Below are 11,255 nucleotides of genomic sequence, written 5' to 3' on the forward strand. Positions count from 1 at the left end.
CGATGGACCACCACCTGACCCCCGAGCACGAGGAACTCCGCCGCACCGTGGAGGAGTTCGCCAACGACGTGGTCGCCCCGAAGATCGGCGACTACTACGAGCGGCACGAGTTCCCCTACGAGATCGTGCGCGAGATGGGCCGTATGGGCCTGTTCGGCCTGCCGTTCCCGGAGGAGTACGGCGGCATGGGCGGCGACTACCTCGCGCTCGGCATCGCCCTGGAGGAGCTGGCGCGCGTCGACTCGTCCGTGGCCATCACCCTGGAGGCGGGCGTCTCGCTCGGCGCGATGCCGCTGCACCTGTTCGGCACCGAGGAGCAGAAGCGGGAGTGGCTGCCGCGGCTGTGCGCCGGGGAGGCCCTCGGCGCGTTCGGCCTCACCGAGCCGGACGGCGGCTCCGACGCGGGCGGCACGCGCACCACGGCCCGCCTGGACGAGGCCACGGACGAATGGGTGATCAACGGCACCAAGTGCTTCATCACCAACTCCGGCACCGACATCACCGCCCTGGTCACGGTCACCGCCGTCACCGGCCGCACCGCCGAGGGCAAGCCGCTGATCTCCTCGATCATCGTGCCGTCCGGGACGCCCGGCTTCACCGTCGCCGCCCCGTACTCGAAGGTCGGCTGGAACGCGTCGGACACCCGGGAGCTGTCCTTCACCGACGTCCGCGTGCCCAAGGCCAACCTCCTCGGCGAACCCGGCCGCGGCTACGCCCAGTTCCTGCGCATCCTCGACGAGGGCCGCATCGCCATCGCCGCGCTCGCGACGGGGCTCGCCCAGGGCTGCGTCGACCAGTCCGTGAAGTACGCCAAGGAGCGGCACGCCTTCGGCCGGCCCATCGGCTCCAACCAGGCCATCCAGTTCAAGATCGCCGACATGGAGATGAAGGCGCACACGTCCCGGCTCGCCTGGCGCGACGCGGCGTCGCGGCTGGTCGCCGGGGAGCCGTTCAAGAAGGAGGCGGCGCTGGCCAAGCTGTACTCGTCGACGGTCGCCGTCGACAACGCGCGCGAGGCGACCCAGGTCCACGGCGGGTACGGCTTCATGAACGAGTACCCGGTGGCCCGGATGTGGCGGGACTCCAAGATCCTGGAGATCGGCGAGGGCACGAGTGAGGTGCAGCGCATGCTGATCGCTCGGGAGCTGGGCCTCACGAGCTGAGGCTGGGGCTGGGGCTCTTTTCCCCGCCCACCCGCCCCCCATCGGCGCTCCGCGCCTCGTCCTCAATCGCCGGACGGGCTTTTCTCCCCACCCGTCCGGTGTTCACAGCGAGGCGCAAGGGGGGTTACCAGCCCGCCCGGCGTTTGAGGGCGAGGCGCGGAGCGCCGATGACGGGGGAAAGGGGCGGAGCCCCAGACGAGTGCCGCGGGGGCAGCGGGGCCGGGCCCGGGAGGGAAGGGGCGGGTGGGCGGGGAAGCAGAGGCAAGGTTAGGTTAACCTAAGCACGATTTCCGGCCACCGCCGCCCGCGGCGCCCCGTACGAAAGCAGAGACCCCCATGCCCCGACTCCCCCAGCCCACCCGCCGCGGCCTCCTCGCCGCGGGCGGCGCCCTCGGCCTCACCGCCGTCCTCGCCGCCTGCGGCGACGAGAAGGCTGACAAGAGCAAGGGCGGCGGCTCCGGCAAGGACGGCGGCCCCTGGTCCTTCGAGGACGACCGCGGCACGACGGCGAAGAAGGACACCACGCCCAAGAACATCGTGGCGTTCACCGGCGTCGCGGCCGCGCTGTACGACTACGGCATCGAGGTCAAGGGCGTCTTCGGCCCCACGAAGACCAAGGACGGCAAGCCCGACGTCCAGGCCGGCGACATGGACATCAGCAAGGTGACGATCCTGGGCAACGCCTGGGACCAGTTCAACATCGAGAAGTACGTGGGCCTCAGGCCCGACGTCCTGATCTCCACGATGTTCGACGACCAGGGCACCCTCTGGTACGTCCCCGAGGCGTCCAAGGACAAGATCCTCAAGCTCGCCCCGAGCGTCGGCATCTCGGTCTACGACCGCCAGATGACCAAGCCCCTGGAGCGCCTGCTGGCCCTCGCCGAGTCGCTCGGCGCCGACGTGAAGGCCGACAAGGTCGTCGCGGCGAAGAAGCGCTTCGAGGCCGCGGCCGAGCGGCTGCGCAAGGCCGCGAAGGCCCGCCCGGAGATCAAGGTCCTGGTCGGCTCCGCGAGCGCCGACATCTTCTACGTCTCCGGCTCCAACCTCTCCGCCGACCTGGAGTACTTCAAGTCCCTCGGCGTGAACCTCGTCGAGCCGCCGGCCAAGGCCCTGAAGGAGAGCGGCGGCTGGTTCGAGAACCTGTCCTGGGAGAACGTCGACAAGTACGAGGCCGACGTCATCATGATGGACAACCGCACGTCGGCGCTGCAGCCGGAGGGCCTCGCCGAGCAGAAGCCGACGTGGGGCAAGCTTCCCGCCGTCAAGGCCGGGCAGGTCATCCCGCGCGTGACCGAGCCGATCTACTCGTACGCCAAGTGCGCCCCCATCCTGGAGGACCTGGCGAAGGCCATCGAGAAGGCGAAGAAGGTCTCCTGACCCCGCGCCACCCGCCACCGGACGGGCCGGAACTCGCACCCGCGCGAGTTCCGGCCCGTCCGTCGTTCCCGGGCACCACGGGACGCATGAACTTAGGTTAGGCTAACCTTAGTTATCGGGACGCGCCCCGGAACTCCCTCGCTGTGCCCTGCCCGGGGCGCGTCCCACGTCCCCTCACCTGGAGGACCGTTCATGCGCTCGCACCTGCTCACCGGCACGACCACGGAGCGGTACCGCACCCCCGTGACCGACCAAGCCGAGCGGGTGGCCGCCAGGACCGCCACCGCCTCCCCGCCGCACGCCGCCACCGTTGCCGCCGCCGCGACCGTTGCCGACGCCGTCGATCTCGACACGCCGCTGCCCGACACCGCCGCCGCCCTCGACGAGCTGGACCGGCTCTGCCCGCCCGCCGCGGTCTCCCCCGGCCACCCCCGCCACCTCGCGCACCTCGCCGCCCCCGCCCTCCTCCCGGCCGGGCCCGACGGCCCCTCCCCCTGGGACGACCGGTCCGCGGGCGTGGCCCACCTCGAACGCCGCCTCGTCGACTGGGCCGCCGGGCGCCTCGGCCTCGGGCCCGCCGCCGACGGCCTGTTCGCCGCCGACAGCGCCCAGGCCGACCTCCAGGCGCTGCTCCTGGCCCGCGAGGCGGCGGGCCCCGGCACCCATCGCCTCCGCGTCCTCGTCCCCGCCGCGGACCACGCCCGCGCCCGCGCCGCCGCCCGGCTCCTCGGCCTCGGCCCGGACGCCGTCGTCACCGTCCCCACCGACCGCGGCGGCCGCCTCCAGACCGTGGCGCTCGCCCGCGAACTGGAGCGCTGCGCCCGCGAGGGCCTGGTGCCCCTGGCCGTCATGGCCACCGCGGGCACCGCCGGGTCCGGCTCCGTCGACCCGCTGGCGCACCTCGCCGACCTGTGCGCACACCACGGCGTCCGGCTGCACGTGCGGGTCGCGTACGGCTGCGGGCTGCTCGCCTCGCGCACCCGGCGCCACCTCCTCGACGGCATCGAGCGCGCCGACTCGGTGACCGTGGACTTCCCCACGTCGTACGCGCGACCGGCGAGCCCGGCCGCCCTCCTGGTCCGCGACGGCGCGGCGCTGCGCCCGGCCGCCGCGGAGTACCCCGGCCCCTGGCGGGCGCCGCACGAGCCCGGCCCCCGCCACGCCGACAGCCCCGTCCGGACGGCCGGTGCCCCCGCTGTCGTGTCGCTGTGGCTGGCCCTGCGCACCCTGGGCCCCGACGCCCTCGGCGACCGGTTCGACGCGTGCTGCGACCTGGCCGCGCGCGGCTTCGACCTCGTGGCCGCCGACCCGCGCTTCGCCGTCACCGTCGAACCCCAGCTCTGCACGCTCGTCTTCCGCCACATCCCGGCCGCCATCCGCACCCCCGCCGACATCGACCGCGCCAACCTGTACGCCCGCAAGGCCCTGTGCGCCTCCGGTGCCGCCGCCGTCGCCGGCACCGTGGTGGGCGACCGCCAGTACCTGCGGCTCACCCCGCTGAACCCCGGGACGACGACCGCCGACCTCGCCGCCGTGCTCGACCTGATCGCCCACCACGCCGAGCAGTACCTGGGAGACCGCCTTGTCCGTGCGAGCTGACCTCCACCGCGCCCCGGCCGCCCGGCGCCCGTCCCGCACGCGCGCCACAGCCGCGGCCCGCGGCCGGGGCGCCGGGACCCTCACCCTGCGCGCCCTCGACCCGTTCACCGACACCGAGCTGGTGCACTCCTGGGTCACCCACCCCAAGGCCCCCCACTGGCAGCGGCGGGACGCCAAGCTCCACCACGTGGAGCGGGAGTACATGGGCATCGCCGCCTCCGAGCACCACCACGCGTACCTCGGCCTGCTCGACGGCGAGCCCGCGTTCCTGATGGAGCGTTACGACCCCCTGCGCGCCGCCCCGGTGGACCTCTACGAGCCCGAGCCCGGCGACGTCGGCCTGCACGTCCTCCTCGCCCCGGACCACGAGACCGTGCCCGACTTCGCCGAGACCGTGCTCGCCACCGCCCTGGAGTACGTGTTCGCCGACCCGGCCGCCCAGCGCGTCGTCGTCGAGTCCGACGCCGCCGACACGCAAGCGCGCCGCCGGTACGAGGCCGTCGGCTTCGTGCCCGAGTGCGAGACCGGGACACCCGACGGGCTCGCCCTGCTCAGCTTCTGCGCGCGCGAGCGGTTCGAGGCGGCGGTCGTCCGCCGCGCGGTGGCCGGGCGCCCGCCGCACGCGGCCGCGTAGCACCACCCCACCGGCCGGCGGCGGCTCCGGAGTACGGTCCTCCGGAGCCGCCGCCCGTACGACCCCCCGTCAGGAGGCGGGCCAGGGCACCTGCGGCGAGCGGTAGTAGCCGATGCCCAGCGCGTCCCAGCGGGGCGCCTGCGCCGCGAGCCGGGAGCGGTACGCCTCCCAGTCGTGCGCGGCCGCGGGCGACCAGCCCAGCTCGGCGATGCCGGGCAGGCGCGGGAAGGCCATGTAGTCCAGGTGCGCCGGCGTGGAGAGGGTCTCCGTCCACAGCGGGGCCTCGACCCCGAGGATCGCCTCGGCCGGGGCGCCGGCGAGGTACGTGCCCGGGTCCCAGTCGTAGGCCCTGCGCACGTCCACGTACCCGGCCCACTTCAGGCCCAGCGGGGTGTCCTTGTCGTACTTGTGGTCCAGGTAGGCCCGGTCGGCGGGCGAGAGCACGAGGCGGGTGCCGCCCTTCGCCGCGTTCACCACCTCGTCGCGCTCGGCCTGGCCGGTGCGGTCGTAGCCCCAGTACTGCGCGACCGCGCCCGGCGCCGGGTGCGCCCCGGCCAACTGGTGCCAGCCGACCACGGTCTTGCCGTACCGGGCGACGACCGGCTGCACCTTGTCCATGAACGCCACGAAGTCCTCGTCGCTGGTGGAGTGCGCCTCGTCGCCGCCGATGTGCAGGTAGCGGCCCGGCGTGAGCGCGGCCAGCTCGCGGATCACGTCGTCCACGAAGTCGTACGTGACGTCCTTCTTCACGCACAGCGAGCTGAAGCCGACCTCGGTGCCCGTGTACAGCGGCGGCGCCACCCCGTCGCAGTTCAGCTCGGCGTACGAGGCGAGCGCGGCGTTGGTGTGCCCCGGCATGTCGATCTCGGGGACCACCTCCAGGCCCCGGGAGGCCGCGTAGGAGACGATCTCGCGGTACTGGTCCTTGGTGTAGAAGCCGCCGGGGCCGCCGCCGACCTGGGTGGAGCCGCCGTACGAGGCCAGGCGCGGCCAGGAGTCGACGGCGATGCGCCAGCCCTGGTCGTCGCTCAGGTGCAGGTGCAGCGTGTTCATCTTGTACAGCGCCAACTGGTCGATGTAGCGCTTGACGTGCTCGACCGGGAAGAAGTGGCGGGCCACGTCGAGCATCGCCCCCCGGTAGGCGTACCGCGGGGTGTCCGTGACGGTGCCGCCCGCGACCCGCCAGGGCCCCGGCTGCCTCGTCCGCTTCTCCACGGCGGCGGGGAGCTGCTGGCGCAGCGTCTGGACGCCGTGGAAGAGGCCCGCGCCCGACCAGGAGGTGAGGGTGAGGGAGCGGCGCTCGGAGATCAGCCGGTAGCCCTCGCCGCCGAGGACCTTGTTCGCGGGCTCGGCGCTGACGCGCAGCCGGATGCCGTCGCCGCCCGCGCGGTCGGTGACGGGCAGGGGGAAGCCGGTGGCGGGGCGCAGCAGTTGCGCGAGGTACTCGCCGACGCGGCGCTCCTCGGGGTGGGCACCGACGCGGATGGCGGTCTTGGCGGTGATCTCGTAGCCGGGCCCGGCCGGTTCGGCCTTCAGGGGCGCGGGGACGACGCGGCCGAGCGGGGTCGGCTCGGGCGCGGTCCGGGGCGGTCCGCCCGGCGCGGTCGCCGCGGTCGACAGACCTGCGGCGGCGGCGAGGAGCAGGGCGCCGATGACACGTGTCGATCTGTGGGGCTTTCGCACGAGCGGGTCCCTTCGACGGGCCGACGCGGAGGTGACACGGTCGAACTGTCCTCATGCGTACCGCGCACCCCAGGCCCGGTCAAGGTGTAGACCACCTGACCTGGGCGGCGGTGCGAGAATCACCCCCATGGCGGAAATCATCCAGCGCGACGGGACCTGGACCTTCGACGGAGTGGCACTGCGGCTCGTGCCGGGACGCGACAAGGGCGTCTCGCTGCTGCGCAAGACGCTGGGCGAAGTGACGCTGCCGCTCGGGGCGTTGGCGGGCATCGCCTTCGAGCAGGGCAAGAAGAGCGGACGGCTCCGGCTGCGCCTTCGCGACGGCGCCGACCCGCTGCTCCAGGCGACGGCGGGCAGGCTGGCCGACGCCTCGGACCCGTACCAGCTCACGGTGGAACCCGACCGGTACGGCGTCGCCGAGTACCTGGTCGACGAGGTGCGCAACGCCCTGCTGCTGGAGCAGGTCCCGGCCACGGCCTGCGACCGCTATCTCCTGTCGGGCCCGTCGGTGCCGCTCCAGGTCTCCGCGGGCGACGCCACGGTGAGCTTCGACGGCGAGCAGGTCCGTCTGGAGTGGAACTGGAAGACGGAGGAGGCCAAGGCCGCCGCGGGCACCCGCACCATCGCGCTCGGGGACGTCGCCGCCGTCGAGTGGCAGCCCGCCATCGGCCTGGAGAACGGCTACCTCCGCTTCACCGTGCGGAACGCGCCGACCAAGGCCCCGCCCAAGTACGACCCGAACTCGGTGGAGCTGTGGGGCTTCAAGAAGGACCCGCTGATGGCGCTCGTCGCGGCGGCCGTGCAGGCCCGGCTGCCGCACCCGGCGCGGCCCGCGCCGACCGCGCACCCGGCCCCCGTCCACAAGACGCTGTCGCCCGCGGTGCCCGCCGCCGCGCCGGTGCCCGCCCCGCCCGCGCCGGCCGAGGACGACCACGACGCGCTGCTTCGGCGCCTGCGGGAGCTGGGCGAGCTGCACCGCGGCGGCATCCTCACGGACGAGGAGTTCACGGCGGCCAAGCAGGCGGTCCTGCGCCGGATGTGAGCCGTACGGGCGCCCTCCGTAGGGGCCCGTACGCGCCGTACGAGCGGACCAGGAGGGTCGATCGAGCTAATCCTGCCCGATTCCGGGCAGGATTGTTGCGCAAGGGCCCTGCGTAATCCAGGATCATCGGGTGCACGAAGAACTTGTCGATCACCTGATGCGCTCCACGCAGCTCCAGCGCGGCGAAGCGCTCCGGGTGATCCAGGACGTGCTCGCGTACTTCGACGAGACGACCGAGGGCTACGTCCGCCGCCGCCACCGCGAACTCCAGGGTCAGGGCCTGGTGAACGCGGAGATCTTCGAACAGATCGCGGCGGAGCTGCGCTACCGCGCGGTGGCACCGCCCGAGCTCTCGCTGCGGCAGTTGCGCCGCATCGTCTACGGCTAGACCATCCCCACCACACCCAAGGGACCCTTATGTGCGGAATCGTCGGATACATCGGCAAGCGTGACGTCGCCCCGCTGCTCCTGGAGGGCCTCCAGCGCCTGGAGTACCGCGGCTACGACTCCGCGGGCGTCGTCATCACCTCCCCCAAGGCCACGGGCCTGAAGATGGTCAAGGCCAAGGGCCGCGTCCGCGACCTGGAGGCCCGCGTCCCCAAGCGCTTCACCGGCACCACCGGTATCGCCCACACCCGCTGGGCCACCCACGGCGCCCCGTCCGACGAGAACGCCCACCCCCACCTGGACCCCGAGGACAAGGTCGCGGTCGTCCACAACGGCATCATCGACAACGCCACCGAGCTGCGCGCCAAGCTGGTCGCCGACGGCGTGGAGTTCCGCTCCGAGACGGACACCGAGGTGATCACCCACCTCATCGCCCGCTCCGAGGCCGAGACCCTGGAGGAGCGGGTCCGCGAGGCGCTGCGCCACATCGAGGGCACGTACGGCATCGCCGTCCTGCACGCCGACTTCAACGACCGCATCGTCGTCGCCCGCAACGGCTCGCCCGTGGTCCTCGGCATCGGCGAGAAGGAGATGTTCGTCGCCTCCGACGTCGCCGCGCTCGTCTCCCACACCCGCCAGGTCGTCACCCTCGACGACGGCGAGATGGCCACCCTCAAGGCCGACGACTACCGCACGTACACCACCGAGGGCTCCCGTACGACGGCCTCGCCGACCACCGTGGAGTGGGAGGCGGAGTCGTGGGACATGGGCGGCCACGACACGTACATGCACAAGGAGATCTTCGAGCAGGCCGACGCCGTGGACCGCGTCCTGCGCGGCCGCATCGACGACCGCTTCGCCACCGTGCACCTCGGCGGCCTCAACCTCGACGCGCACGACGCCCGCAAGGTGCGCCGCGTCAAGATCCTCGGCTGCGGCACCTCGTACCACGCGGGCATGATCGGCGCCCAGATGATCGAGGAGATGGCCCGCATCCCCGCCGACGCCGAGCCCGCCTCCGAGTTCCGCTACCGCAACGCGGTCGTCGACCCCGACACCCTGTACGTCGCCGTCTCCCAGTCCGGCGAGACGTACGACGTGCTCGCCGCCGTGCAGGAGCTCAAGCGCAAGGGCGCCCGCGTCTTCGGCATCGTGAACGTCGTCGGCTCCGCGATCGCCCGCGAGGCGGACGCGGGCGTGTACGTCCACGCGGGCCCGGAGGTCTGCGTCGTCTCCACCAAGTGCTTCACCAACACCACGGTCGCCTTCGCGCTGCTCGCCCTGCACCTGGGCCGCATCCGGGACCTGTCGGTCGCCGACGGCAAGCGGATCATCGCGGGTCTGCGCCAACTGCCCGCGCAGATCGAGCAGATGCTGGCCCGCGAGGACGAGATCAAGAAGCTCGCCCAGGAGTTCGCCGAGGCCAAGTCGATGCTGTTCATCGGCCGGGTGCGCGGCTACCCGGTGGCCCGCGAGGCCTCCCTGAAGCTCAAGGAGGTCTCCTACATCCACGCCGAGGCGTACCCCGCGTCCGAGCTCAAGCACGGTCCGCTCGCCCTGATCGAGCCGGCCCTGCCGACGGTGGCGATCGTCCCGGACGACGACCTCCTGGAGAAGAACCGCGCCGCCCTGGAGGAGATCAAGGCCCGCAGCGGCCGCATCCTCGCGGTCGCCCACCAGGAGCAGGAGAAGGCCGACCACACCATCGTCGTACCGAAGAACGAGGACGAGCTGGACCCGATCCTCATGGGCATCCCGCTCCAGCTCCTCGCCTACCACACGGCCCTGGCCCTGGGCCGGGACATCGACAAGCCGCGCAACCTGGCGAAGTCGGTCACGGTGGAGTAGTCACCGCCGGAGCCCGGCGTACGCCCGACGGCCGACCGCCGCCGCGCGCCACCGACCGCCCCGCGTACGCCGGGCGACGGGCGCGCGCGGCGGCCCGGCCGTCGTGCTGTGAACGCCCCCCGGCGTGCCACCAAGCGCTCGGGGGGCGCTCCTCAAGGGACCGGGGTCGCCCATTACCCCGGCCCGCGCCCGCCACGACCGGTGGCCGTCACCCCCCGGCCGGCGGGACGCGTCCCAGCGACCGGGTATGTACCCTTCACAAGGGCACAAACCACCTCTACGCATGAGTAGATTTATGCGGCGCCACCCGGGCGCGTACCGGGGTCCGGCACCCTGACACCCCTGTCCCACCTGGGACGACAGGGGTCACACGGGGACGGCGAAGGTCACGGGATGACGACGACGGGCCGTTGCGCACGGCGCGCGAGACGGCCCGCGACGGAGCCGAAGATGCGCCCTACGATGCCGTGCGTGGAGCCCACGACGATGGCGTCGGCCGCGTACTCCCGGCCGACCTCCTCCAGCTCGTGGCAGATGTCGCCGCCGCGCTCGACCAGGATCCACGGCACCTCGGACAGGTAGTCCGCGCAGGCCAGTTCGAGGCCGAGGACTTCGGTGCGGTGGTCGGGGACGTCGACGAAGACCGGGGGCTCGCACCCCGCCCAGACCGTGGTGGGCAGGCGGTTGGCGACGTGCACGATGATCAGGCCGGAGCCGGACCGGTGCGCCATCCCGATGGCGTAGGCGAGGGCCCGCTCGCTGGATGTCGAGCCGTCGAAGCCGACGACGACACCGTGCCGGAAGGCGGGATCGCAGGAGTGACGTGGTTCTTCCGCCGCTCGGGGCGTCGCCGTCGGATCGGCGACCTGCCGCTTGCGGTCCGCGGGTTCGGAGAATTCGTGACCGGCCATCGGTGTCTCGGCGAAGGAGTCCTCTGTGGGAGGGTCGGCTCTTGTCGGGTGGATCGGCGTCCGTGGTGCGACGCGGTGGAACGGGGCGGTGCGCGGTCGGGGCGGTGCGCGGTTCCCGGGCTGATGCGCGGAGGTCGGACCCGGCGGCCTGGTGGACACGAGCCGTCACCGGACGCGTGTCCGGGAATCATCTTCCCAACCCCTTACCCCAAGGGTACGGCGGCTCTCCTCTCCTGCCCAGGGCCCGCTCGGCCCTCGTGGACGGCTTCCGCCGCCCCCGCACGGCCTCACATCGGCCTCGCGGCGTTCACCGGAGCATGCATGAGGCGCGCCCGGATGGCAATGGCGGATGCCCCGTACAGGCGGTTTGCGCCCGGTTCGCGCGGCCCGGCCCCTTCCGGCCAGTGACCGGCCGGGGGGTCACGCGTTGAACCCGTGAAACCACTCTTTCGGAGACATTCCCAGGAACCAGCACCACGTGCGAAACCACCGTCGCAGGGAGTACGCCGTGCCCGCACCGTCCGCCCCCGCCTCCGCCTCCGCCGCCGCACCCACCACCCGCCGCCACGCCGCCGAGGGGGCGCGCGAGCGCCGGGCCGCCGGGGGCCCGC

At 73.0% G+C, this 11,255-nt stretch carries 9 protein-coding genes; 7 read left to right on the top strand and 2 right to left on the bottom strand.

What is annotated here, in order from left to right; all coding sequences use genetic code 11:
• The first annotated feature begins 2 nt into the window (after positions 1 to 2).
• The 4 genes from IE330_RS12935 to IE330_RS12950 all read left to right on the top strand — a co-directional run bounded on the left by IE330_RS12935 (position 3) and on the right by IE330_RS12950 (position 4,773).
• On the top strand, positions 3 to 1,163 hold the full coding sequence (locus tag IE330_RS12935) for an acyl-CoA dehydrogenase family protein (RefSeq protein ID WP_190136097.1): 1,161 nt from the start codon (positions 3 to 5) through the stop codon (positions 1,161 to 1,163).
• Between the two features lie 336 nt (positions 1,164 to 1,499).
• A complete protein-coding gene (locus IE330_RS12940; RefSeq protein WP_190136098.1) occupies positions 1,500 to 2,540 on the top strand; it encodes an ABC transporter substrate-binding protein in 1,041 nt (346 codons plus the stop codon).
• Positions 2,541 to 2,732: 192 nt separating this feature from the next.
• Positions 2,733 to 4,139, top strand: coding sequence for a pyridoxal phosphate-dependent decarboxylase family protein (locus IE330_RS12945; protein ID WP_190136099.1), 1,407 nt, complete (start codon positions 2,733 to 2,735; stop codon positions 4,137 to 4,139).
• Positions 4,129 to 4,773: a GNAT family N-acetyltransferase gene (locus IE330_RS12950; RefSeq protein WP_190136100.1), complete on the top strand. Its 645-nt coding sequence runs from the start codon at positions 4,129 to 4,131 to the stop codon at positions 4,771 to 4,773. Before IE330_RS12945 ends, IE330_RS12950 begins: the two co-directional genes overlap by 11 nt.
• Before the next feature lie 69 nt (positions 4,774 to 4,842).
• Here the strand turns inward: IE330_RS12950 and IE330_RS12955 are convergent, their stop codons facing one another.
• Positions 4,843 to 6,456 carry a beta-N-acetylhexosaminidase gene (locus IE330_RS12955; protein WP_190136101.1) on the bottom strand — a complete coding sequence of 538 codons (1,614 nt, stop codon included), beginning with the start codon at positions 6,454 to 6,456 and terminating at the stop codon, positions 4,843 to 4,845.
• A gap of 127 nt (positions 6,457 to 6,583) precedes the next feature.
• On the opposite strand from IE330_RS12955, the gene IE330_RS12960 reads away from it, so the two are divergent.
• The 3 genes from IE330_RS12960 (at position 6,584) to glmS (ending at position 9,733) form a co-directional block, all read left to right on the top strand.
• On the top strand, positions 6,584 to 7,498 hold the full coding sequence (locus IE330_RS12960; protein ID WP_190136102.1) for a DUF4429 domain-containing protein: 915 nt from the start codon (positions 6,584 to 6,586) through the stop codon (positions 7,496 to 7,498).
• A gap of 130 nt (positions 7,499 to 7,628) precedes the next feature.
• Positions 7,629 to 7,886: a hypothetical protein gene (locus IE330_RS12965; protein WP_190136103.1), complete on the top strand. Its 258-nt coding sequence runs from the start codon at positions 7,629 to 7,631 to the stop codon at positions 7,884 to 7,886.
• Positions 7,887 to 7,915: 29 nt separating this feature from the next.
• Complete coding sequence (gene glmS, locus IE330_RS12970; RefSeq protein WP_190136104.1) at positions 7,916 to 9,733, top strand: glutamine--fructose-6-phosphate transaminase (isomerizing); 1,818 nt, start codon at positions 7,916 to 7,918, stop codon at positions 9,731 to 9,733.
• A gap of 386 nt (positions 9,734 to 10,119) precedes the next feature.
• Here glmS and IE330_RS12975 read toward each other — a convergent pair whose 3' ends face one another.
• Positions 10,120 to 10,644 carry a universal stress protein gene (locus tag IE330_RS12975; protein WP_190136105.1) on the bottom strand — a complete coding sequence of 175 codons (525 nt, stop codon included), beginning with the start codon at positions 10,642 to 10,644 and terminating at the stop codon, positions 10,120 to 10,122.
• Positions 10,645 to 11,255: the final 611 nt, after the last annotated feature.

The organism is Streptomyces longispororuber (assembly GCF_014656095.1).
In the GTDB taxonomy this organism is placed as follows: domain Bacteria; phylum Actinomycetota; class Actinomycetes; order Streptomycetales; family Streptomycetaceae; genus Streptomyces; species Streptomyces longispororuber.

What these genes read in the sequence shown, in the direction of transcription:
- IE330_RS12935 (WP_190136097.1), top strand. Translation starts at nt 3, where the DNA reads ATGGACCACCACCTGACCCCCGAGCACGAGGAACTCCGCCGCACCGTG.
- IE330_RS12940 (WP_190136098.1), top strand. Translation starts at nt 1,500, where the DNA reads ATGCCCCGACTCCCCCAGCCCACCCGCCGCGGCCTCCTCGCCGCGGGC.
- IE330_RS12945 (WP_190136099.1), top strand. Translation starts at nt 2,733, where the DNA reads ATGCGCTCGCACCTGCTCACCGGCACGACCACGGAGCGGTACCGCACC.
- IE330_RS12960 (WP_190136102.1), top strand. Translation starts at nt 6,584, where the DNA reads ATGGCGGAAATCATCCAGCGCGACGGGACCTGGACCTTCGACGGAGTG.
- glmS (WP_190136104.1), top strand. Translation starts at nt 7,916, where the DNA reads ATGTGCGGAATCGTCGGATACATCGGCAAGCGTGACGTCGCCCCGCTG.
- IE330_RS12975 (WP_190136105.1), bottom strand. Translation starts at nt 10,644, where the DNA reads ATGGCCGGTCACGAATTCTCCGAACCCGCGGACCGCAAGCGGCAGGTC.